Genomic DNA, 23,339 nt, shown 5'->3' with positions numbered 1-23,339 from the left:
GGCGTCAGCCAATTCCGGCGGCCGAACGCGCGGCAAGCTTGTCGTCGGGATGGGGCGCGAGGCGCGATTTGAAAAATGCGGCCAGCGCGACCAGCAAACAAGCGAATGAAACGACGGCGAAGCAGGCGGCCGATCCGATGCTCGTGATCAAAGCTTGATAGATGAGTGGTGCGGCGATTTGGCCGACGCACACCGCAAATGTGAGGCCCGCCGCTGCTCGCCCCGCAAACTCTGTCGTCACTTGGCTCAGAAGCCACGCGCTGCAGTTGGGTTGATTGAGGCCGAAGCCGGCGCCGGCGAGCAAGAGGGCGAATATCAGCAGAGGAAGGCTCGTGGTCACGGATATGGCGCCGTAGCTGACGCTCATCAACAAGAACGCTGCGGCAGCGATCGTTCGAAAACTCAAATGTCGTTTGACTCTGCCATAGAGTATTGCAACGAGAATGCCCGACAGGCAGGGCGTGCCGAGCGCGATGCCCGCAGTAACCGGCGAGGTGTATCCAAGGCCTGAAAGATGAAAGGCGAGTTGTATCGTGATCAGCCAGAGCACCATCGTCCCGATCGCCAACAGCGCATAGGATCCAAGCAACGGCTTAAGCGCAAGCGCGCGGAAGCTCCGTTCCTCACCTGGCGCGGCGACGATCCGATCAGGTAGCCTTGTCGCAGGCAAAATAAGTGGCAGCGCGATCAAATAGAACAGGAAAACGAGATGCCAGTCCGCCAGCGCGATCAAGCCGCCGATGATCGGAAACAGCATTCCGACCGCTGCACTGGCGGCGTATTGCAAACCCAGGATGCGGTTGCGCTCGTTTCCCCGGAAGAGGTCGCCGGTCAACGATGCCGTTGCCGTCATCACGCAGGCGACAGCTACGCCAAGCAGCAGGCGGCCTGCGAACATAGATATCAGTCCGGGCGAGGCATAGATGAATACGCCGCTCACCGCGTAGAGTGTCAGGCCAAAAATGAGAATGTGACGGCGCTGAAAGCGATCAGCAAATCTGCCGAAGAACGGCAGCAGGAACAGGACCGAGACCGCGGGGGCCGCGACGATGCAACGCAAGGCGAAGGTTGCGAACGCGTGCTGGCTGTCCGCGTCGCGGACGATCGACAAAATTGGCGTGATCAGAACGGCTTGAAATATGGGAAGCGCCGAGGTCAGAACCAGAAGGGCGCCCACACGGCCGCCGGCGGAGTTCTTCGGGTCGCTCTCTAAGTCGTGCGCCATGGTCACGCCCGCGTCCGTCGCTCCCCTTGTACACGAGGTAAATCGTTTGAACAACCTTTGCGCTTGACAACTAGAAGTGTTGTGATGAGGTGAGGTGTCGCCGAAATTGGGCGACAAAAACCCACATTGCAGACACGAACATAGCGGAGGTGTGCCATGGAATTTCGCCAGATCAAGCTCGCCAATTACACCGCGTTCGGCGAAAAGGTGAAGGCCTGGGCAAAGGGGAATGACCCGATCCCGGGTGATCTTGAAGAGTTGAGAGAGCAGCTCGCGGCCGCCGAGGTCGGAGCCACGATTCCGGACAACATCACGAAAGTGAAGTTCATCCAGGCGGACGACGACACCTGGATCGTCAGACTCCCGGCCAAGCAGTACCTCGAAGCGTCGGAAAAGCGGCTTGAAGAAGCCGACTACACGCTGCCTGCCTTCTACGAGAGGACATTCCGGTCGAAGCCTCACGTCGAGGACAAGATGAAATTCCAAGCCGAACGTATTGCTGATTACACGATAAACGGCTGCGGTTGATCGTCATCTGAAGCCTTGGCTCAGGATCGAGCCAAGGCTTCAAGGCGCGAGTCGAAGAGATGCAGTTCCGCAATTTTTTGCGGCCGCCTTCCGAGGCCGAGCGCTTTGGCGCGGGCATCAAGGGCGGCAATGATCGCATGCGACAGCTGATGAGCGGTGTCGCAAAACAGCTATCAATGCCGTACCCGTGGAAAGGCGCCGGGACATCAGGTCGGAAGTCATGGGAGAATCCCAGGATTCCGTCCGGGTATACCTACTTGGCGCAGCTGGTGGCTCACGACTGCGTCTTTACGTCGGTCCCCACGGGAGCGCTTTGCCCCTTTGCAGGCCACACCAGTCGGCGATCTTCATTGCTGCGGCTGGAGACGATTTACGGCTTAGGGCCGGATTCAGAGCCTGACGCCTACCTCGCCCATGGTGCGAATTACGGCGCAAGGAGCAGGCTCGCCATAGGCGGTCCATACGCGCGGCACAGCGAAAAAGGTCTATATCTCTTTCGCGATGTCGGCCGGGCGACCGTGGCACCAGATGAATCTGCAGCGCAGCTGGCCGATGCGCGCAACGACATTCATGCGGCGCTGGCCCAGCTGACGACGCTGTTCATTCTTTTGCACAACAGGATAGCCGCCGACGTCGAGGCCGTTTTGGCCGGAGAGTCGCTCCCGAACGTGGTGATTAGGGGGTATCGAATCTATTTCATCAGCAGGATGCTGTGCGAGCACATCTACAGAGACGTCATCCGCCATGATCTGCTACCGCGCATTTTGCATCCCGCTGTGGTGACGGTCTACGAGCAGCCGTCATTTGAGCTTGTCGATCAGCCGGGGGGCGAGGCGTTGCCGATCGAGTTCGTGAGTGTGCTTCGTTTCGGGCATGCCATGGTTCGACATTCCTACGTCTTCAACGATCTGAACAGCTATGGCGAGGATCTGATCGACATGATGCTGTCGACCTCCGCAGCGAGGCCGTGGCGCATGCCGTTGGACGAAACCTGGATGGCGCAATGGTCGTATTTTTTCGACATGGGGGGCGAACACGGGCCTAACCTAAGTCGACGAATAGGTCCGGAATTTTCGGGCGGCTTGTTCTCGGGGGAAATTTTCGGCCCGATCGACCAAACCGGAAGTGTCGGCCTCGGCTACCGCGATCTGCTCAGCGGTGCGTTCGTCGGCCTCTGGTCTGTTTCGGCTCTGGCGGACGAAATCCGCGTGCGCAAGCCGGAGCTCGCAGGCCTCTCTCCGCTCTTGCGCGATGATGAGCTTCGAATTCGCCGCCTCCGGGAATGGCTTGCCAGTTACGCGATGTCGAACGGCCTCTCCGGGAGCGACATCGACGATCTGGCCAGGGACCCTCCCTTGTTTCTTTACGTGTTGTTCGAGGCGGCCTACGAGATGGAGGGCGAGCGTCTCGGCGTATTGGCATCGCTTGTCCTCGCCGAGACCCTCTATGGAGCCCTGAGGGGAATGTGCTCCGATCGACATGCGGCGATCGACGCTGCCTGCATGATCGCGCTTGGGCATGCACATGGGGCTGCGCGGTTCGAACGCTGCATGCCGAACATTTGCACCATGGCGGATCTCATTCATTTCGTCGGACAGGGAATGGATCAGGAGAAGGTCGCAATTCCCTTTGTTTGAGGTGAGGCGCCGCGAACGCGTCGCTACATCAGCGACACGCCATCGACTTCGAGATGCGCGTTGCCGCTTTCCTCGCGAGTCCGCCTGAGACGGTCGGTCAAGACAGTGTCGGTAAACGGCTGCAGCGCAGGAGACACCGCTCGGACGGTGGGGACCTTTACGTCGGCACGTGTCATGTCCATCAAATACAGCGGTATACCCTGCCGCATCAACCGGTCGATCAGATCGTCAAGATTGCCGGGCGGCTCGTACGGATCTAGATCGATACCGACCGCCGGAGCCAGCAGGTCACAGTCGATCGTCGAAAAGTCTGCCCGGCGCAGGTGGCGCCGGTCGGCGTCGTTCAATGCATTCTCGCCCATTTCTTTGCGCTTGATGTCGGCGACAGGGGCCGACATCTCCATTTGACAGAGCTCGAGCACGGCGGCGCAAGCAGCGTCAGCCTCATCCAGCCTCGCCGCGAAGCCGCATGCGAGGCCGCGTCCTGACGCCTCTACGGAGACCGCCGCGACAGTGGCGATGCCGAGGTCTGCCGTAATATCAAGCAGCCAGGTTCTCCGTTCGCGGATCGGTCCTCGCAAGCGTTCGATGAGCGCGGTCGCTGCCCTGTTTGCGGGGTGTTCGAGCGGAAAGCCGCGAGGGCGTCGTCCGCCCCGCCACCAAAGGGTGACAGCATCGCGTTCGCACAGTTCGAGCACTGCGCGCAGGGCGGCAGATGCGACGTCGGGTCCCGCTGCCGCGCCCGACGAGAGGGGAGCGGGAGGAATGATCTGCTGTCTTGCAAGCGCCCTGCGAAGACAAATGTCCGCCGGGAGCAGAACATTGGTGCCCGCCGCGGCGGACTTTGCGCGAATCCAATCGACTGGATGGTCGATATTGGTGAATATCTCGGCGATCCAGCCGTCCGCGACCGATGCCTCGATCGAAGCCCGTGGACCGGCCACTTCGACGTCGCCGGGCCTCTCGACCTGGGAAAGAAAATCGGCCGCCTCAGCCAGACACGACACGAGTGCCGTCTCGAAGTTCTCGCCGTTGCCTGTCACGCTCATCAGCGACGCGTAGCCCGTGTTGTCGCCGCCGAGTGCCACCTCTCCGCCAATGCAGCAAAAGCCAGGCGCGAAAGGGGAGTGGACCGCGAAGAGTCTGGTCAGGCGATTGACAATGTCGATGACCTCAGGAGAGGCAATCCTGCTTGCGCGCGCCAACAACTCAGCGCCGGGAGGCGAACTGATGTCGATCCGGGACAGGGTTGGATATGCCGCCATGGATATGGACCGATTGCAGGCGATGACCGGCGAGGGCTGGATCAATGGTCTCTTGACGTGCTCCTATGCTAGCACCTCATTGACGCGACGATCGATCGGTTTCTCCTGGCCCGCCCTATTGTGATGCGACGGCAGGTCCCTGGGCTTCTGGCGCGAGCCTGATGGAGCTGCGACGGAGAGGCGTTGCAACCTTTGGAAGCGATCAACCTGCGCATTTTTCTCTTGCTTGGGGTTAAAAGCCGCATCGCCCGAGGTGGCTCTCAATGGGGGAAAACGCTATTTTGCCATACCGTCGGGCCCCGACATTCTGCGACAACATTTCTGGGCGGCGGCGGCCTCCATCTTCCGTCGGATTGCGGCGGGATGGCCATGCTGCAATGCGGCGGAAACAGCGGAGTGACGAAACGGTGCGGCTGGCTTCGGGATCATGATTTCAGAGGATCAACTGAAGCGCGTCGCCGCCTGGTCGCGCGAGCTCACGCAAGCTGAGATCGAGGTCGCCCGCGCCGGAATCACGGAGCGGTCCTACGGCACCGGCGAGAGCGTGTTCATGCGCGGCGACACGTTCGATTACTGGGCCGGGATGGTCTTTGGCCTGGCCCGGATGGGCGGGGTCTCGCGCGACGGCAAGGAGACCAGCCTGGCCGGGCTGACGGCCGGGGCCTGGTTCGGCGAGGGCAGCGTGCTCAAGAACGAGCCGCGCCGCTACGACGTGGTCGCGCTCCGCAGCAGCCGCGTCGCGCTGATGGAACGCAGCGCCTTCATGTGGCTGTTCGAGAACAGCGTCGGCTTCAACCGATTCCTGGTGCGCCAGCTCAACGAGCGGCTCGGCCAGTTCATCGGCATGCTCGAGGTCAACCGCACGCTGGATGCCACCGCACGCCTCGCCCGCAGCATCGCCTCGTTGTTCAATCCGATCCTCTATCCGGAATCGACCGCGCATCTGGAGATCACCCAGGAGGAGATCGGCGCGCTCTCCGGCATGTCCCGCCAGAACGCCAATCGCGCGCTGAACCGGCTGGAGAAGGAGGGCCTGCTGCGGCTCGAATATGGCGGTGTCACCATTCTCGATGTCGAGCGGCTGCGCGGGTATGGCGATTAGCGCGCGTTGGCGGGGGCGTGCAATGGCCAGAGGTCGGCGCGCCAGCGGATTGCGATCGCCAGCATCGCAATGAAGCCCGCGGCGGCGTAGAGCGAGCCCGTCGCGGAGTAGCCGATGATGTCGATCAGGCTGCCGGCCGCGAGCAATCCGATCGGCAAGCCATAGATCACCATCATGCGCACGCCCATCACGCGGCCGCGCAGGTGCGCACTGGCCGTCCGCATCAAGATTACGGCCGCTGATATCATCGACATGCTCTGGGCGATGCCGGCGAGAACGAGGCAGGCCATCGCCACCGGCATGGTCCTGATTTCGACGAACACCAGCAGCATGGTGTACCAGGCCAGCGTCGCGCCGATCAGGAGGCGCGCAATGCGCAGTCCGCCAACGAGGCTGAGCGTGATCGAGCCGATCAGCGAGCCGACGGCGAAGCTCGCCGAGAGATAACCGAGGCCGGTCTGGTCGGTGTGAAAGATCTCGCGGGCGATGTAGGGCAGCAATCCACCGGTGAACGGAAATGCGGTGAGATTGGCCAGGAAGGCGACGCACAGTGCTGCGCCCATTCCCGGTCCGCTCCAGGCGTAAACGATCCCTTCCTTGAGGTCGCCGAGCAATCGCGAGACCGCGTGGCTGTTGGCCGGAAGATCGCTCGTGGTGACGGTCCGTTTCGGCCGGGTCAGGCAGGACATGAGAATCGCGGCCACGAAATAGAGGCTCGCAACTGCCGCATAGACGAGCCCAATGCCGAGCACGGCAAACAGTCCGGCCCCCGTCAGCGCTCCGGCGATGCGCGCGCTATCCTGGGTCGTGCGTGACAGGCCGATTGCGCCCACCAGCCGCTCGGCTGGCATGATGTCGGCGAGCAGTGCGCTGCGAATGCCGAGATCGGAGGAGCGGATCAGGCCCATGATCGCAACGATGATCATGACGTTGAGCGGCGCCAGGCGGCCGGTTAGCGCCAGCACCATGATGGTCGAGGCGAGCACCGTGTAGGTGAGGCGCAGCACGACCAGGAGATCGCGATGTCCCATGCGGTCGCCGATCATGCCGAACACCGGCGCGACGAGTGTCCCGACGAACTGGAGCGAGGCGAGCACGGTCAGCAGCAGCACCGAGCCCGTTTCGACCAGGATGTACCAGCCGAGCACCAGCGTCTCGATCTCGAACGCCCAGGAGGTGAGCAGATCCGACGGCCACTGGAAGCGATAGTTGCGGATACGGAATGGCGCGAGTGCGGAAGGTCGTGCGGGTGTGCTCAAGATGCGATGAGGGGTTTCACGGCGATTCCCTGCCCTTATTATTCGTTTTTCTGTTCGGCAGGGTAGCCCCGGCGATGCCCCTGTCAATTGGCGCTGCCGCATGCCGCCATGCTTACCGACGCCGAGCGGTGCGCCAGTGCGGCCGCAGCATCGCTTCGTTGCCCAGCCGATACGGAGAGGTAGATTGGCCGCCGCTTGCGCTTCCGGCGCGCAGAGCCCATGCTCGCCTGGTTCCTGGGCCCATCCGTTAGGTCCAGTAGATCGCGCCGTCGCGGCTTCCGCGAGGTCTTGACCCATGAACTGCTCTTGCTGTGGTTTAGAGGTCCAGAGCGGCTTTGCCTTCTGCCCGAAGTGCGGCACGAAGCAGCCGAACGCGTGCCCTGGCTGCGGCTTTCCATGCGCGCCGGATTTCGCCTATTGCCCCAAATGCGGTGCCTTCGTCTCTGAGGTCCCTGCAGGCGGGCAGGCATCGGCGCGGACGAGCCCGACCACGCTTCCGATCCGGTCCTCCTCTCCGCCGCTCGTGCCGACGGAGGAGGCTCAAGCCGCATTTCGAACTCCGTCGGACAAGATCGACAGCGAGGCGAACCGCCGCACCATCACCGTGCTGTTTGCCGACCTCAGCGGCTTCACTGCGATGAGCGAGCGGCTCGACCCCGAAGTCATGCAGACGCTTCAAAACGAATTGTTCGCGGAGTTGACGGCTGCGGTGCAAAGCTTTGGCGGCTTCGTGGACAAATTCATCGGCGATGCGCTGCTTGCTCTGTTCGGTGCGCCGGCGGCGCACGAGGACGACCCGGAGCGGGCGGTGCGCGCCGCCCTCGACATGATCGGCCGGACGGAGCGCCTCAGCGAACGCGCGAAGGCGTATGCAGGTTCACCGCTGCTGCTCCATGTCGGCATCAACACCGGTCACGTCGTCGCGGGCGGGCTCGGTGTGGGCGCTGCCAAATCCTATTCGGTGACCGGCGACACGGTGAATACCGCCCAGCGACTACAGTCGATGGCGGCTCCGGGCGAGGTGCTGGTCGGGCCGTTGACCCACCGTCTGACGCGGCATGCCTTCTCCTATGACTCGCTTGGCGAGGTCTCGCTCAAGGGCAAGATGGGCAGCGTGCTGGTCCACCGTCTGAAGGAGCCGCTCGACACGCCCCGTGCGGCGCGAGGTCTCGACACGCTGGGCCTCAATGCGCCGTTGATCGGGCGCGACGCCGAGCTTGTGCGCATGATCGGCAGCCTTGATCTCGCGTGCGGCGGCGCGGCTCAACTGGTGCGGTTGGTCGGTGAAGCCGGCATCGGGAAAACGCGCCTGGTCGGCGAGTTCGCCGCCCGCATCCGCGACCAGGATCGATTCGCAGGCGTGGCGATCCGGCAGGCGTCCTGCTCGCCGCTCGGCGAACAATCCTACGGCACGCTCGCCGCCGTGCTGCGCAGCGCCTATGGCATTGCGCAGAAGGCGAGCGCTACAGAGGCGGAGGCGAAGGTCGCCGAAGCGCTGTCGGAGCTTGGCCTCGCGACAGACGAGGCCGACCGCCTGATGCCCCTCTATCTGCACGTGCTCGGCCTCGGCGACCCCAACGCCGTGCTCAGGCATGTCGAGCCCGAACAGCTCCGCCGGCAGATATTCTTCGCGATTCGCACCGTCTTCGAACGCCGCCTGGCACTGTCGCCATTGCTGATCATCGTCGAGGATCTGCATTGGGCCGATGCGGTGTCTCTCGAAGCGTTGCGATTCCTGATGGACCGACTGGAGCGGACGCGGCTGATGCTGCTGTTCACGCATCGGCCGATGCTGGAACTGGACCAGTTCGGTTCGAGCAGAATCAGTCACACAACCCTTCGGCTGCCCCCGCTTGGCGACGCTGACGGACAAAAGCTGCTCGCAGCTTATTTCAGTCACGGTTGGCGTGGACCGCCGGGACGTCTGTTCGGTCGAATCCTCGATCGCGCCGGCGGCAATCCGCTTTTCCTCGAGGAGATCATACGCGGCCTGATCGAAGCCGGCGCCCTGGAGCGCGACGGTGCGCAGTGGCGGATGAAATCGGATGATGCCGCCGCCGATATTCCGGCAAGCATTCAGGCGTTGTTGCTGGCGCGTCTCGACCGGTTGCCGCATCAGGTGCGCCGCCTGGCACAGGAGGCCGCGGTGATCGGCCCGCGTTTTGATGCGGCTGCTCTCGGTGCGGCGGCAACCGAGCCGGCAAGGGTTGAAGCAGGGCTCGAACTTCTGTGCGACGCGGAGATCATCGAGGAGATCGCGGGCTCGAACTCGATTTCACTGCGGACCTACCGCTTCACGCAAACCATGCTTCAGGACGTGATCTATCAAAACCTGCTTCTGCAGCGCCGGATCGAGCTTCATGGACGGATCGGTGGGGCGCTCGAGAGGCTCTATGGCACCGAGCCCGAGCGCCTCGAAGATCTCATATTGCTCGGACATCACTTCAGTCTGAGCGCGAGCAAGCCGAAGGGCGCGCGCTATCTGCGCGCGGCCGGCGATCGCGCACGCGCCAGCTATGCCAATGACGATGCCATCCGTCTCTACCAACAGGCCCTCGCCGTGCTGTTGACCGGCGGCGAACGGGAGCCGGAACGTCTGGTCCTGTACGAGCGGATTGCGGACCTCTGTGGTGCGGCTGGCCGCCGAAGCACTGCCGAGGAGCACTATCAGAGCGCGTTGGAAGGGCACCGCGCCATACAGGACCAGATCGGCGAAGCGCGAATTCTTCGCAAGCTTGGCCGATTGCTGTGGGACGCCGGCAAGCGGATCATGGCAGAGACGCATTACGCCGAGGCGGCCAAACTGCTTGGAGGGACCGACGCGCCCATCGAGTGGGCGCATCTCTTGCAGGAGCGCGGCCGTCTCGCGTTTCGGACGGGCGATCACGTGGCCGCCGCAAGATGGGCAGACGAGGCGCTCGGCCATGCACGGTCCGTACCGGCGGACGGGGACGAGCAGGGCGGTCTCGAGGCGGCACGTGCCATTGCGGAGGCCCTCAACACCAAGGGGGTTGCGCTGGCGCGGCTTGGACGACACGAGGAGGCGGTGCGCGAGGTGGAGCAAAGTGTTGCAGCCGCCGAAACAGCCGGCCTCCTGAACGTAGCCTGCCGCGGTTACACCAATCTCGGTGTGCTCTACACGATTGCCGACCCGGCGAAAGCCGTGGAGGTCTGCCGGCGTGGGCTCGATGTCGCGCTTCGGATCGGGGATCTCGGCTTCCAGGCGCGTCTTCTTGCCAATTTTGCCGTTGCCTGTTGCACCTTCACGGACAGATGTACCGAGGAAGGGGTGCCGGCTGCCGAAAAGGCGATCGAAATCGACCGTGCGCTCGATCAGCGCGAGCATCTCTCCGTGCCCTTGATCGTGCTCGGGCAAATCCATCAATGCCATTTCCGCCCCGATCTGGCCGCCCTCTGCTACAATGAGGCTATCGAGGTGGCGAACGAAACCGGTGAACCGCAGCAGCTCTTTCCATGCTATGATGGTCTCGCGACGCTGAGCCTCGATCGAGGCGATATGCCCGAGGCCGACCGATATTTCGCGCTGGCCCATGATGTCTGCGCCCGCCACGGGCTTGATCCCGCCGGGCTGATCGTACTGCCATTTCTTGACTAGGTCATATGAAGGAGTTCAACCATGTCAGAACTTCATGTCGACGGACCGCTTCAACCGGGCGATCGCGCACCGAACATCGTGCTGGACGCCATCACACGCGATGGAACGATCGCGCTCCAGGATTTTCGCGGGCATAGTCCGATATTGATCGGCTTGTATCGCGGCCTACACTGCCCGTTCTGCCGCCGCCATATCGCGGCACAGGCTCAACTCGACGCGGCTCTGCGCGACAAGGGCGTCGAAAGTCTCACGGTCGTGAACACGCCGATCGAGCGCGCGCGGCTCTACTTCCGTTATCACCCTTTGCCCAATCTGCTCGCCGCGTCCGATCCCGAACGGGTCTCGCACCGTGCGTTCGGCCTGCCCAATCTCGAGTTCACGGAGAAGGAAACCGAGTGGCCGCACAAGGTGGGCATGGATGTGGTCATGAGCATGCAAGTGGACATTCCCGGAGAATTGTCCGGGCCGATGAATCGTTTGGCGGCTGCCGAGCATCTCAACAACAAAGATGGCTACGAGATGATGGAAGCCGATCAGCGTATGGCGGCAACCGGCCAGGGTCAGCTGTTCGGCCAGTTCCTGCTCGATCGGGAAGGGGTCGTGCGCTGGACCTTTACCGAGGTTCCAGAAGGCGGCCGGCGCATGTTCGGGGCGCCGAGCCCTCAGGAGGTGATGTCGGCCGCCTCGCAGATGGCAAGCTAGGCACCGCCGCCTGGTGATTAACCCGCCACCTTCGGCCGTTTCCCGGCGAGCGCTGCCGCCATCGCCGAGATCAGCGGGCGCATGAAATATTGGTCTTCCGCCGGTGCGATGTCCGTGCGCAGGCCATGCGCGGCGAGCTCCCCCGACACCGCAGGGCCCACCGACGCAATCAGCGTCCGCTCCAACCCTGCGCGCAGCTTCGCGTCGCTGCCATGCGCCTTCGCAGCCTCGATCAGCCGGCGGACCTGGCCGAGATTGGTGAGCGCGATGGAATCGATTCGTCCCTGCGCCATGTCATCGATGGCGGCGACGATGTTGGCATCGGCTGCCTTGGAATCGTAGACGTAGGGCAGCACGGTATCGACCTCGGCGCCTTGCGCCGAGAGCGCGCCGGTCAGCGCGCTGTGGTCTTTGTCGGGATAGAGCTGGAGACCGAGGCGGCGTCCTTTCAGGTCGAGCTTGCCCAGCATCTCGATCACGCCCTCGGTGGTCGGCTTCTCCGTGGTCTGCTGCGCCTCGAGCCCGTTCTCGCGCAGCGCCTTGCCGGGCTTTGGCCCGCGGGTGAATTTTCGCGATTTGGCGAGCGCCGCGACAAGGGCCTGGTCGAGCCCGCGGGTGCGCGCGAGCTTCATGATCCGCCGCAGGCCTTCGCCGGTCATCAGCACGAGGTCGTCAAGGGGCTTGTCAATGGCGCGGCGGATCCAGGCCTCGACCGGGGCGGGGTCCGGTGCATCCTCGATCGTGAACATCGGGCATTGCACGACCTCGGCGCCTTGCTCGGCCAGAAGTTTGGAAAACTGGGCTTCCTCGCGCGTTTCCAGGATCAGGATGCGGGTGCCGTTCAAGCGGTCGGCCATGGGCGTGCTCCGGTCAGAATTTCAATGGTACGTTCATCCTGACTCTGCGGTCGGGATTGGCGCAAGGGTCGCGTCGGTGATAGAGCAGGGCGCAATCGCGGATGTTCCGCGCACCGCTGCACAAACCTTGATCAAGAGCCAGTTCTCAACAGTCATGCCCGATCATCAATATGTCCTGACCCTGTCCTGTCCGGATCGCCCCGGCATTGTCTCGGCGGTGTCGACCTTCCTGGCGAATTCCGGACAGAACATTCTCGACGCCCAGCAGTTCGACGATGTCGAGACCAAGAAGTTCTTCATGCGCGTGGTGTTCACCGCGGCCGATCTCGCCGTGGAGCTCACGGCGCTCCAGACCGGCTTTGCCGCGATCGCCGAGCGTTTCGGCATGGAGTGGCAGATGCGCGACCGCGCCGCGCATCGCAAGGTGATGCTGCTGGTGTCGAAGTCGGACCACTGCCTGGTCGACATCCTCTACCGCTGGCGCACCGGCGAGCTGCCGATGACCTTGGCCGCGATCGTGTCCAACCATCCGCGCGAGGTCTATGACGGGCTCGATTTCGGCGCCATCCCATTTCACTATCTGCCTGTCACCAAGGAGACCAAGCGCGAGCAGGAGGCGCAGATCCTCGATCTCGTCGCGAAGACCGGAACCGATCTGGTCGTGCTCGCCCGCTACATGCAGATCTTGTCCGACGATCTCTCGGCAAAGCTCTCGGGGCGCTGCATCAACATCCACCACTCGTTCCTGCCGGGCTTCAAGGGCGCAAAACCCTACCACCAGGCCCATGAGCGCGGCGTCAAGCTGATCGGCGCCACCGCGCATTACGTCACGCGCGACCTCGACGAGGGCCCGATCATAGACCAGGACGTCGAGCGCATCAGCCATCGCGACACGCCGGAAGATCTCGTTCGCAAGGGCCGCGACATCGAGCGCCGCGTGCTGGCGCGCGCGATCCGCTACCATCTCGACGACCGCGTCATCCCCAACGGCCGCAAGACCGTGGTGTTTGTGGATTAGCAAATGGTGAGTGGCGATTAGCGCCACTCCCTATTCGCCATTCGCTTCCTCAGCGCACCGCGCCGGCCGACGTCGATCCCGTCGCGCCCTTCTGCGCCTGCTCTTCCTTTTCGCGGTCGGTCGCCGGCAGCAGCCGCTTGCGCTCGCGCTCCTTCATGTAGGCATCGTATTGCGGCGTGCCCGGCCGCGGCGGAGCGTCCGCCGGCAGGCCGCCGGCCCATTGCGGAACATAGTCGCCCATCCCGGCCGAGAGCTTCTCATTGACCGTGCCGCAGCCCGACAGCCCCGCGGTAATCGCGAGGAGGAGCAGGAGGGAACGGATCTGCATCATCATGGTGTGGGCACGCCGGGTCGAAACAGGAGGTCGGATGCCGGATCACCGGCGCCCAGGAAGGATAGCCTTCAACAAGGTAAAATTGGCTTATTCGAGATAGGTATAAAAATACCGAAATGGCATGGCGCGTGCCGTGCTCGCCAATGTTCAAATTCTGCAAATGAAAGGCGAAATCCTCCAGCCACCCCGCCGCCGCCTTTCCTAGACTGCATGACCTGCTCGCGGCAATCTGGCTCGGCCGTCACGGGGGCTTTTTCGTTGACAGGTCCATTTTATTTGTACAATCGTACAAATGAAGGCGACGCAGATGGCGGACAAGATCGAGGTGCTCGGGTTACTCCGATGTAACCACGACGCCGCCCCACCACCCTCGGCAATCGGAACGCTCGGCTTGCGCCGAATGGTCGCCAAACGTCCGATTGACAATAAGGGCGCGAAAGACGCCATGTGACGCGCGACATCGCGCACGCGTGAGCTAAGGTTAAGGCAAGGACCGGGCACTCGGTTCGGCGCACAAGAGGTCAGGAATGAAGGGGAGGGACATCTGATGTTCGAACGAAAACAGTTTTCACGCACCGCAGCAGCGGCCGCCATCGCGGGCCTCGCGGCCGTCGTTCCGGCCAAGGCCGAGGACAGCGTCAAGGTCGGTCTGATCCTGCCGATGACCGGCGGCCAGGCTTCCACCGGCAAGCAGATCGAGAACGCGATCAAGCTGTATATGCAGCAGAAGGGCGACACCGTCGCCGGCAAGAAGATCGAGATCATCCTCAAGGATGACGCGGCAATCCCGGACAAGACCAAGACCGCCGCGCAGGAACTGATCGTCAACGACAAGGTCAACTTCATCGCCGGCTTCGGCGTGACGCCGGCAGCCCTCGCTGCTGCGCCGCTCGCGACGCAGGCCAAGATTCCGGAAGTCGTGATGGCGGCCGGCACCTCCATCATCACCGAGCGCTCGCCCTATATCGTGCGCACCAGCTTCACGCTGGCGCAGTCCTCGACCATCATCGCCGACTGGGCCGTGAAGAACGGCATCAAGAAGGTGGCGACGCTCACCTCCGACTACGCGCCCGGCAATGACGCGCTGAACTTCTTCAAGCAGAATTTCACCGCCGGCGGCGGCGAGGTGGTCGAAGAGGTCAAGACGCCGCTCGCCAATCCCGATTTCGCGCCGTTCCTCCAGCGCATGAAGGATGCCAAGCCCGACGCGATCTTCGTGTTCGTGCCGGCCGGTCAGGGCGGCAACTTCATGAAGCAATATGCCGAGCGTGGCCTCGACAAGGCCGGCATCAAGGTGATCGGACCCGGCGACGTCACCGACGACGATCTGCTCAACAACATGGGCGACGCCGTGCTCGGCACGGTCACCGCGCATCTCTACTCCGCGGCGCACCCCTCGCAGATGAACAAGGACTTTGTCGCGGCCTACAAGAAGGCCTACGGCAACCGTCCGGGCTTCATGGCGGTGAGCGGCTATGACGGAATCCACCTGATCTACGAAGCTTTGAAGAAGACGGGTGGCGACACCAATGGCGACAAGCTGATCGAAGCGATGAAGGGCCAGAAGTGGGAGAGCCCGCGCGGCCCGATCTCGATCGATCCCGAGACCCGCGACATCGTGCAGAACATTTACATCCGCAAGGTCGAGAAGGTCGACGGCGAACTCTACAATGTCGAGTTCGCGACCTTCGAAGCTGTCAAGGATCTCGGCAAGACCAAGAAGTGACGCGCGAAAGCGCGTCGTCCCGGGCGCGCATCCCGCTCTCAGCGTCATGCCCGGGCTTGTCCCGGGCATCCACGGGGGCCTGAACAAGAACGTGGATGGCCGGGACAAGCCCGGCCATGACGAGACGAATAACTCCAAGCAGAGACGATGACCTCAATCCTCACCAACCTGTTCGATGGCGTAGCCTACGGCATGCTGCTGTTCGTGCTCGCTTGCGGGCTTGCGGTCACGCTCGGCCTGATGAACTTCGTCAACCTTGCCCATGGCGCTTTCGCCATGGCCGGCGGCTATGTCTGCATGGTGCTGGTCAACCGGATGGGCTGGCCGTTCTTCGCCGCGCTGCCGCTCGCCTTCGTCTCGTCGGCCGCGATCGGCATCGTGCTCGAACGCACGCTCTACCGACATCTCTATGCGCGCAGCCATCTCGACCAGGTGCTATTCACCATCGGCCTCACGTTCATGTCGGTTGCGGCGGTCGATTACATCCAGGGCTCCTCGCGCGTCTTCATCAACCTGCCTGCCGCGCTCCAGGGGCAGTTCGACCTGTTCGGCGTCGGCATCGGCCGCTATCGGTTGATGATCATCGTGATTTGCGGCCTGCTCACCATCGGTCTCCAGATGGTGCTGGCCAAGACCCGCTTTGGCAGCCGGCTACGCGCCGCCGTTGACGATCCGCGCGCCGCGAGCGGCCTCGGCATCAACGTGCCGCAGGTGTTCGCCTTCACGTTTGCATTTGGTTGCGGCCTTGCCGGTCTCGGCGGCGCGCTGAGCGCCGAAATCCTCGGCCTCGATCCGTATTTCCCGCTAAAATTCATGATCTACTTCCTGATCGTGGTCACCGTCGGCGGCTCGTCTTCGATCACCGGACCGTTCCTGGCCTCGCTCCTGCTCGGCATCGGCGACGTCGCCGGCAAATATTACGTGCCGAAGATGGGACCCTTCGTGATCTACACCATGATGATCGTGATCCTGATCTGGCGCCCGAACGGCCTGTTCGGCCGCACGGCCGCGCGTTGAGTTCGCCGATGAGCGCTTCTTCCGACGTCGGTTATCACGCCCAGCGCAAGGCGCGCTGGCACTTTGGCGAAGCCGCCTTCTGGCTCATCGTGCTGGCCTGCGGCTTTTTGTTTCCCACGCGCTATCTGATCATGACCGACATCCTGCGGCTGGCGCTGTTCGCGATGTCGCTCGATCTCATCCTCGGCTATGCCGGCATCGTCTCGCTCGGCCACGCCGCCTTCTTCGGCGTCGGCGCCTATGCCGCGGGGCTGCTTGCGCTGCACGGCATCATCAACGAGCCCGTGCTCGCGCTGATCGTTGCCGGGCTTGCCGCAATGGTGCTCGGCTTTGCTACCAGCTTCCTGGTGATCCGCGGCGTCGACCTGACCCGGCTGATGGTCACGCTCGGCATCGCGCTGCTGCTGGAGGCGCTCGCAGAGCGTTTCTCCAACATCACCGGCGGCACCGACGGTCTGCAAGGCATCGAGATGCAGCCGATCTTCGGCGAGATCCCGTTCGACATGTTCGGCAAGGCCGGCTTCTTCTATTCGCTGGCCGTGCTGTTCGTGCTGTTCCTGTTCGCCCGCCGCGTCGTGCATTCGCCGTTCGGCCTGTCGCTGCGCGCGATCAAGAACAATCCGCTGCGCGCCGCCGCGATCGGCATTCCCGTCAACCGCCGCCTGATCGCGATCTACACGCTCGCGGCGTTTTATGCCGGCATCGCAGGCGCGCTGTTCACCCAGACCACCGCGATCGCCTCGCTCGACGTATTCGCTTTCGAGCGCTCCGCGGACCTGATGCTGGTGCTGGTCATCGGCGGCACCGGTTATCTCTATGGCGGCCTCGTCGGCGCGGTGATCTTCCGCATGCTCCAGGAAGTGTTCGCCACCATCACCCCGCAATATTGGCAGTTCTGGATCGGCCTCGTGCTGGTCGTGATTGTGCTGGTCGGCCGCCAGCGCCTGCATCGCTGGGTGCTGTATGTGCCGAACCTGATCATCAAGCAGGTTGCGGGCCGCAAAGCGGTCGTCGCCGTGCCGGAGAGCGATTCATGACCATCGCGCTCGAAACCCAGAACCTCGAAAAGCAGTTCGGCGGCCTGCGCGTTACCCGCGATCTGTCGCTGAAGATCGAGCAGGGCGCCCGTCACGCGCTGATCGGCCCGAACGGCGCCGGCAAGACCACGGTCATCAACCAGCTCACCGGCGTGCTGAAGCCGAACTCTGGCCGCATCCTGCTCGAAGGCCAGGACATCACGGATTTGCCCGTGCACAAGCGCGTGCTGCGTGGTCTCTCCCGCACCTTCCAGATCAACCAGCTCTATCCCGATCTGACCCCGCTCGAAACCATCGGCCTTGCCGTCTCCGAGCGCCTCGGCCATGGCGGCGACTGGTGGCGGCGGATGGGGACGCGCAGCGACGTCAACGGCGAGATCGCAGACCTGCTGACGCGCTTCCATCTGCTCGACGTCATGAACGAAGAGACCGTGACGCTGCCTTACGGCAAGCAGCGCCTGCTCGAGATCGCGGTCGCGATTGCCGCCAAGCCGCGCGTGCTGCTGCTCGACGAGCCCGCCGCCGGCGTGCCCGAGAGCGAGCGCCATGACATTCTCGCGGTCGTAGGCAGCCTCCCGCGTGACGTCACCGTGCTGCTGATCGAGCACGACATGGATCTCGTCTTCTCCTTCGCCGACCGCATCTCGGTGCTGGTCTCCGGCGCGCTGTTGACCGAAGGCCCGCCCGAGCTGGTCGCGCGCGATCCGCAGGTCAAGGCCGTCTATCTCGGCGAGGAGGCGGTCAATGTCTGACCTGCTCGCGATCGACGCCCTGCGCGCCGGCTATGGCGAGGCGGTGGTGCTGCCGAAGATGAGCCTGTCCCTCGCCGAGGGCCAAGTGCTGGCGCTGCTTGGGCGCAACGGCACCGGCAAGACCACGCTGATCAATTCCATCGTCGGCGTCACCCGCCGCTTCTCCGGCACCGTTGCGCTCGCCGGCACCGACGTCACGAGCCTGCGCCCCGACCAGCGGGCCCGCGCCGGCATCGGCTGGGTGCCGCAGGAGCGCAATATCTTCCGCTCGCTCACGGTGGAGGAGAACATGACCGCGGTAGCCCAGCCCGGTCCATGGACCGTCGATAAGGTCTACGAGATGTTCCCGCGGCTGAAGGAACGCCGCAGCAATTTTGGCAACCAGCTCTCCGGCGGTGAGCAGCAGATGCTGGCGATAGGCCGTGCGCTGACCCTCAACCCAAAGGTCCTGCTGCTGGACGAGCCGACCGAGGGGCTCGCCCCCATCATCGTCGAGGAGCTCTTGAAGGCGATCGGAGCCATCACCCGGGCAGGCGGCATCTGCTCGATCATCGTCGAGCAGAACGCGCAAAAGATTCTGGGGCTCGCCGACCGTGTTGTGATATTGGAGCGCGGAACGATCGTCCACGACGCCCCGAGCGCCGCCCTGAAGGCCGACCCCTCGGTCCTGGAGCGTCATCTCGGGGTGGCAGGGGCGGCGGCCCACTAGAAAATCCCGGGAGTAAGAAATGCAGCGAACCAAAGCCCCCTTCCGCGCCGACGAGGTCGGCAGTCTCCTGCGCCCCGCCAAGATCAAGGAAGCCCGCATCAGGCTGGAGAAGGGCGAGATCTCGGCCGACGATCTGCGCAAGATCGAGGACATGGAGATCGAGAAGGTCGTGCATAAGCAGGCCTCGGTCGGCCTGCAGCTTGCGACCGACGGCGAATTCCGCCGCTCCTGGTGGCATTTCGACTTCCTGGCCAAGCTCACCGGCTGCGAGCTGTTCCACCCCGATACCGGCATTCAGTTCGCGGGCGTGCAGACCCGTCACGATGCGGTGCGCGTCATCGGCAAGCTCGACTTCCCCGACGATCACCCGATGCTTGATCACTTCCGCTTCCTCAAGAAGAACGCTGATCAAGCCCACGTCACCGCCAAGATGACGATCCCCTCGCCAGCGGTGCTGCACTTCCGTGGTGGCCGCAAGGCGATCTCCAAGGACGTCTATCCCGACCTCGACGCGTTCTATCAAGACCTCGGCAAGACCTACCGCAAGGCCGTGAAGGCGTTCTATGACGCCGGCTGCCGCTACCTCCAGTTCGACGATACCGTGTGGGCCTATCTCTGCTCGCCGGACGAATTGCAGAAGGCGCGCGAGCGCGGCGACAATCCGGAAGGCCTCCAGCAGATCTATGCGCGCATCATCAACTACGCGCTGGCCGAGAAGCCCGCCGACATGGTGGTGACGACGCATGTCTGCCGCGGCAATTTCCGCTCGACCTGGATTTCTTCGGGCGGCTACGAGCCGGTGGCCGAGACCATGCTCGCCGGCACCAATTACGACGGCTATTTCCTCGAATACGACAGCGACCGTGCCGGCGGCTTCGAGCCGCTGCGCTTCCTGCCCAAGGGGAACAAGGTCGTCGTGGTCGGCGTGATCACCTCGAAGTTCGGCGAGCTCGAGAAGAAGGACGACATCAAGCGTCGTCTGGAAGAAGCCGCCAAGTTCGCGCCGCTGGAGCAGCTCGCGCTGTCGCCGCAGTGCGGTTTTGCCTCGACGGAAGAGGGCAACATCCTCTCCGAGGAAGAGCAGTGGGCCAAGCTGAGCCTCGCTGTGGAAATCGCAAAGGAAGTGTGGGGCAATTAAGTTTGCCACGAGGCTGCTGTCATTCCCCGCGAAGGCGGGGAATCCAGTACGCCGCGGCCTATCGACTGAATCATAACCGTCACGGAGTACTGGATCGCCCGGTCAAGGCCGGGCGATGACGCCGAGTGTGTGGCTGGCAGCGCCCCCTGACCGGTGACGGCCCCACCCACCGTTACTTCGCCGTCAGATAGACCTCGCCCAGCAGCGACGAGTTCGACCACGGCACCTGCTTGTTCTTCGTGCTCGAAACCACCTCCGCCCGCACGCGCGTCAGCATCTGCTGCACTTCCAGTCCCGGCGTGCCGAGATGACGGGAGAGGGCGGCGGAGAACGGCGAGTTCGCGCCTTCGCCGTCGAGTGCCACCTGTCCCGGCGCGGTGGCGAAGGCGATTAGTGTGCCGGCCCCGAGCGTTGCACCAGCACCGAGGCTCGACGGCGCTGCGAGGCCCGAGGCGCCTTCGATGGCGCGGCTGGCGCCGGCCGACGCCACCTGTTGCGCCATTGGATTGTTGCGGCAGGCATCAAAGATCAAAATGTTGGTGCGGACCTGGTCGTCGAGGCCGGCCATGATCGTGTCCATGTCGATCATCGCTTCCGTCATGCCCGTGCCCGGCTTGAGCTCGACGTCGACGGGGATGAGATAGTTGCGGCCGTCGACCTGCACGCCATGGCCGGCATAATAGACCACGGCCACCTGCGCCCGTGCCGCGTCGCGCAAGAAGTCGCGCGTCATCTTCTGCATCGCCGCGCGGTCGAGATCGACGCCCTCCGACACGGTGAAGCCGATGTCGCGCAGGCTCTTCGCGACCGCGCGCGCATCGTTGGGCGGATTGGGCAGCGCCTTCACATGCGCATAGGCGCCGTTGCCGATGATCAGCGCCACGCGCGTGCCGCGAACGGCTGGAGCAGGTGAAGGCGCGGGTGCCGCACCGGTCTGCTGCGGGGCGGGAGTTGTCGTCGGCTGCGCTGTGGGCGAGGGCGCATCGCGCGGGATCGGCGCGGCTGCATCCGTCACCAGCGACAGCCGCACCTTTGCGGTCGCCTGGCTCGCCTTGCTGCCGGCATCCGACGCCACGATCGCCAGCGTCGCCTTGTAATCCTCGCGTGCAAGGGCGTAGTCGCCCTTCGCCTCATAGGCGAGCGCACGATGGGTATAGCCCGAGATCAGCACGCTGTTCGGCGGCGTCATGATGTTGACCGGCGGCTTCTCTTTGGCGAGCCGGATCGCTTCGCTGCCATCGGCGATGGCGCGATCGAGATCGCCCTTGGCGCGCCAGATCGAGGTGCGGTTGATCAGCGGCTGCGGCAGCGTCGGGTCGAGCCGGATGGCCTGGTTGATGTCGGCGAGCGCGCCGTCGTAATCGCCGAGCGCCTCCTTCGAGATGCCGCGGTTCTGGAACGAGAATGCCGATCTCGGGTCGGCCTTGATCGACATGTCGTAGTCGGCGATCGCCTTGGTATAGTCGCCCTTGCCGCGCCAGGCATTGCCGCGGTTGTGGAAGATGATGCCGCTGGGTGGTCCAAGCTTCAGCGCATCGTCGAAATCGGCGATGGCGATGTCGTAGTCGCCCTTGTCGTAATAGGCCGATCCTCTGAGATTGTAGACCGCCTGGCTCGGCTGCAGCCGGATCGCCTCGGTGCTATCCGCGATGACCTTGGCGTAGTCGCCCTTCTTGTTCGCGCCCACGGCGCGCCAGAAATACACAGTCGCGAGCTGCGCGCCCTTGAAGACCTTCAGCGCGATGATCTTGCTGCAGGCGTCGACCATCTGGTCCGCCGGTGTGGTCTCGGTAGTGCAGAGCGGTCCCAGCTGGCTGCGCGCCTGGGCGGACGCGGGCGCCGACCACAGCGTTGCAGCGAGCAGAGCGAGCGCGACGAGAAGGCGGCTCATGATGGTGATTCCTTGACGAGAAGTGCTTGTTTGTTGTCCGGCGGCACGTTGGGGTTCACGTGCGCGTCATCGGACTTGGGTAAAGCGGGGAAGCGGTATTCCCTCAGTGGGCAGAATTTGCTACGACGCGGGTCCCAACTCTTCTGCCCACCGCCTTCCCACTTATGAAAAACGACGAAATCCTGAGCCAAATCACCGAGTTCTGCCGCAAGGCGGGCATGGCGGAATCGACCTTCGGCCGGCGTGCGGTGAACGATGGGAAGCTCGTGCAGCGCCTGCGCGAGGGCAAACGCATTACCGTCGACACGCTGGAGCGGCTCCAGGCCTATATCGCGGCATCGACGACCGGCGGCCTGCCGCCGCCGCGGGGGCTTCAGGTGCCGCCGGAAAAGCGCGACCCGCGCGGCAATTTCCGCTTCTTCGAGAACCGCCAGAAATACCTGCTGTTCGTCCACACCTGCAGCGAAAAGCGGGTCGTCGCCGACCGCGTGGCGCTGGAGCTGGCCGCCATCCATCCGCGGCCGCCGGCACTGCGCATCTTCGACGCCGGCGTCGGCGACGGTACGGTGCTGGCGCGGGTGCTGCGTGCTACGCATCAGCGCTACCCGCATATGCCGTTCTATGTGGCCGGCAAGGAGCTCAGCCTCGAGGATTTGCGCCTGACGCTGGAGAAGGTGCCGGATCGCATTTTCGAGCATCCCGCGTCGGTATTCGTCTTCACCAACATGTTCTATTCGGAGGCGCCCTGGCTGACGCCGGCCTCGCCTGCGGCGGCGGCGGCCACCGTCTGGCACGAGGTCCCGCTGCGGGGGGGCTCATCGGGTGAGTTCGAGGCCCAGATTGCGGAGCTGAGGCCGTTCCTGGAGCAAAACTGGCGCGCCGCGATCAGCCCGCGGACGGCCATGCCGCTCTACGAGCGGCCCGTCGTTCTGGTGCTCTATCGCGAGGACCATAGGTTCCTGCTGGATTCGACCATTCCGCGGCCCGGCCAGACCGAGGCCAATTTCGACCTCGTCATTGCCTCCCAGCCCTACCGCGCGCTGTCCTCGGTCAATTTCCGGGCAAAACGGATCATTGCGCCGCTGGCGCGGGCGCTCCGGCCCGGGGGGCGGCTGATCGGAATCCACTCCCATGGCCAGGATCCGGGCATGGAAATGATCCGGGCGATCTGGCCCGGAGAAAATCCTTTCTCAGTCAGCCGTCATGAGCTATTGCGCGCCGTGAAGTACGAGCTCGGGTCGTTGGGCCGCGACCTAAATTTTAATGCTTACGCCGACAACCGCTCGATCTTCAGGTATGATATGGAAGCGCTGCCCAACGAGGTCACCGGCTCCATCGGAACCTCGACGGCCTTTGCAGCGTGGAATGCGGCGGTGTATGTCGCTCAGATTGAGGACGACCGGTTGGCAGATATGACTCAGAACGGCCGCACTCTGGACGCCGCCAGGGACGTGCTTCGAAAATACAACGGGCTCTGGTTTCTCGACGAATCCTACGTCATCTCGCGACGGCGTGATTGACATAAT

19 protein-coding genes are annotated in these 23,339 nt (G+C 63.6%); 13 read left to right on the top strand and 6 right to left on the bottom strand.

Annotated features, from left to right (window positions below; translation table 11 throughout):
- Window positions 1-4 precede the first annotated feature (4 nt).
- Window positions 5-1,225 (bottom strand): MFS transporter, encoded by a 1,221-nt coding sequence (locus B5V03_RS17210; RefSeq protein WP_245502248.1) that lies wholly within the window; start codon window positions 1,223-1,225, stop codon window positions 5-7.
- A 156-nt stretch (window positions 1,226-1,381) separates the two neighbouring features.
- Between B5V03_RS17210 and B5V03_RS17205 the strand changes: the two genes are divergently transcribed.
- Both B5V03_RS17205 and B5V03_RS17200 read left to right on the top strand, forming a co-directional pair.
- The gene (locus B5V03_RS17205; protein WP_129271593.1) at window positions 1,382-1,753 is read left to right on the top strand and encodes a hypothetical protein; all 372 of its coding nucleotides are present in this window, start codon (window positions 1,382-1,384) and stop codon (window positions 1,751-1,753) included.
- Window positions 1,754-1,812: 59 nt separating this feature from the next.
- Window positions 1,813-3,390 (top strand): peroxidase family protein, encoded by a 1,578-nt coding sequence (locus tag B5V03_RS17200; RefSeq protein WP_129271591.1) that lies wholly within the window; start codon window positions 1,813-1,815, stop codon window positions 3,388-3,390.
- Between the two features lie 23 nt (window positions 3,391-3,413).
- Here B5V03_RS17200 and B5V03_RS17195 read toward each other — a convergent pair whose 3' ends face one another.
- Window positions 3,414-4,700 (bottom strand): YcaO-like family protein, encoded by a 1,287-nt coding sequence (locus B5V03_RS17195; protein ID WP_129271589.1) that lies wholly within the window; start codon window positions 4,698-4,700, stop codon window positions 3,414-3,416.
- Window positions 4,701-5,082: 382 nt separating this feature from the next.
- On the opposite strand from B5V03_RS17195, the gene B5V03_RS17190 reads away from it, so the two are divergent.
- Window positions 5,083-5,757, top strand: coding sequence for a Crp/Fnr family transcriptional regulator (locus tag B5V03_RS17190; RefSeq protein WP_129271587.1), 675 nt, complete (start codon window positions 5,083-5,085; stop codon window positions 5,755-5,757).
- Here the strand turns inward: B5V03_RS17190 and B5V03_RS17185 are convergent.
- The gene (locus B5V03_RS17185; RefSeq protein WP_129271585.1) at window positions 5,754-7,016 is read right to left on the bottom strand and encodes an MFS transporter; all 1,263 of its coding nucleotides are present in this window, start codon (window positions 7,014-7,016) and stop codon (window positions 5,754-5,756) included. The genes B5V03_RS17190 and B5V03_RS17185 overlap by 4 nt on opposite strands.
- Window positions 7,017-7,311: 295 nt before the next feature.
- On the opposite strand from B5V03_RS17185, the gene B5V03_RS17175 reads away from it, so the two are divergent.
- Both B5V03_RS17175 and B5V03_RS17170 read left to right on the top strand, forming a co-directional pair.
- Entirely contained in the window at window positions 7,312-10,632 is a 3,321-nt protein-coding gene (locus B5V03_RS17175) for an adenylate/guanylate cyclase domain-containing protein (RefSeq protein WP_129271581.1), read from the top strand.
- A 21-nt stretch (window positions 10,633-10,653) separates the two neighbouring features.
- Window positions 10,654-11,334, top strand: coding sequence for a redoxin domain-containing protein (locus B5V03_RS17170; protein WP_129271579.1), 681 nt, complete (start codon window positions 10,654-10,656; stop codon window positions 11,332-11,334).
- A 17-nt stretch (window positions 11,335-11,351) separates the two neighbouring features.
- Here B5V03_RS17170 and B5V03_RS17165 read toward each other — a convergent pair whose 3' ends face one another.
- Complete coding sequence (locus tag B5V03_RS17165) at window positions 11,352-12,191, bottom strand: uroporphyrinogen-III synthase (RefSeq protein ID WP_129271577.1); 840 nt, start codon at window positions 12,189-12,191, stop codon at window positions 11,352-11,354.
- 154 nt (window positions 12,192-12,345) lie between these two features.
- Between B5V03_RS17165 and purU the strand changes: the two genes are divergently transcribed.
- Window positions 12,346-13,209 carry a formyltetrahydrofolate deformylase gene (gene purU / locus B5V03_RS17160; protein WP_129271575.1) on the top strand — a complete coding sequence of 288 codons (864 nt, stop codon included), beginning with the start codon at window positions 12,346-12,348 and terminating at the stop codon, window positions 13,207-13,209.
- 49 nt (window positions 13,210-13,258) lie between these two features.
- Here purU and B5V03_RS17155 read toward each other — a convergent pair whose 3' ends face one another.
- On the bottom strand, window positions 13,259-13,543 hold the full coding sequence (locus tag B5V03_RS17155; protein WP_129271573.1) for a hypothetical protein: 285 nt from the start codon (window positions 13,541-13,543) through the stop codon (window positions 13,259-13,261).
- A gap of 547 nt (window positions 13,544-14,090) precedes the next feature.
- Between B5V03_RS17155 and B5V03_RS17150 the strand changes: the two genes are divergently transcribed.
- From B5V03_RS17150 to B5V03_RS17125, 6 genes are all read left to right on the top strand, one after another.
- Window positions 14,091-15,269 carry an ABC transporter substrate-binding protein gene (locus B5V03_RS17150; RefSeq protein ID WP_129271571.1) on the top strand — a complete coding sequence of 393 codons (1,179 nt, stop codon included), beginning with the start codon at window positions 14,091-14,093 and terminating at the stop codon, window positions 15,267-15,269.
- A gap of 147 nt (window positions 15,270-15,416) precedes the next feature.
- Window positions 15,417-16,286 carry a branched-chain amino acid ABC transporter permease gene (locus B5V03_RS17145; protein WP_007601971.1) on the top strand — a complete coding sequence of 290 codons (870 nt, stop codon included), beginning with the start codon at window positions 15,417-15,419 and terminating at the stop codon, window positions 16,284-16,286.
- Window positions 16,287-16,294: 8 nt separating this feature from the next.
- Window positions 16,295-17,323, top strand: a complete 1,029-nt coding sequence (locus tag B5V03_RS17140; RefSeq protein ID WP_129271569.1) for a branched-chain amino acid ABC transporter permease — start codon at window positions 16,295-16,297, stop codon at window positions 17,321-17,323.
- Window positions 17,320-18,075 (top strand): ABC transporter ATP-binding protein, encoded by a 756-nt coding sequence (locus B5V03_RS17135; RefSeq protein WP_129271567.1) that lies wholly within the window; start codon window positions 17,320-17,322, stop codon window positions 18,073-18,075. Before B5V03_RS17140 ends, B5V03_RS17135 begins: the two co-directional genes overlap by 4 nt.
- Window positions 18,068-18,784 carry an ABC transporter ATP-binding protein gene (locus tag B5V03_RS17130; RefSeq protein ID WP_129271565.1) on the top strand — a complete coding sequence of 239 codons (717 nt, stop codon included), beginning with the start codon at window positions 18,068-18,070 and terminating at the stop codon, window positions 18,782-18,784. The genes B5V03_RS17135 and B5V03_RS17130 overlap by 8 nt, the downstream gene beginning before the upstream one ends.
- A 19-nt stretch (window positions 18,785-18,803) precedes the next feature.
- On the top strand, window positions 18,804-19,922 hold the full coding sequence (locus B5V03_RS17125) for a cobalamin-independent methionine synthase II family protein (RefSeq protein ID WP_129271563.1): 1,119 nt from the start codon (window positions 18,804-18,806) through the stop codon (window positions 19,920-19,922).
- Window positions 19,923-20,094: 172 nt separating this feature from the next.
- Here the strand turns inward: B5V03_RS17125 and B5V03_RS17120 are convergent, their stop codons facing one another.
- Window positions 20,095-21,813 (bottom strand): caspase family protein, encoded by a 1,719-nt coding sequence (locus tag B5V03_RS17120; RefSeq protein WP_129271561.1) that lies wholly within the window; start codon window positions 21,811-21,813, stop codon window positions 20,095-20,097.
- Between the two features lie 164 nt (window positions 21,814-21,977).
- On the opposite strand from B5V03_RS17120, the gene B5V03_RS17115 reads away from it, so the two are divergent.
- Window positions 21,978-23,333, top strand: coding sequence for a hypothetical protein (locus B5V03_RS17115; RefSeq protein WP_129271559.1), 1,356 nt, complete (start codon window positions 21,978-21,980; stop codon window positions 23,331-23,333).
- Window positions 23,334-23,339: the final 6 nt, after the last annotated feature.

This window comes from Bradyrhizobium betae, from assembly GCF_004123905.1.
GTDB lineage: Bacteria > Pseudomonadota > Alphaproteobacteria > Rhizobiales > Xanthobacteraceae > Bradyrhizobium > Bradyrhizobium betae_A.
This window is presented reverse-complemented; position numbering and strand designations above follow the sequence as displayed.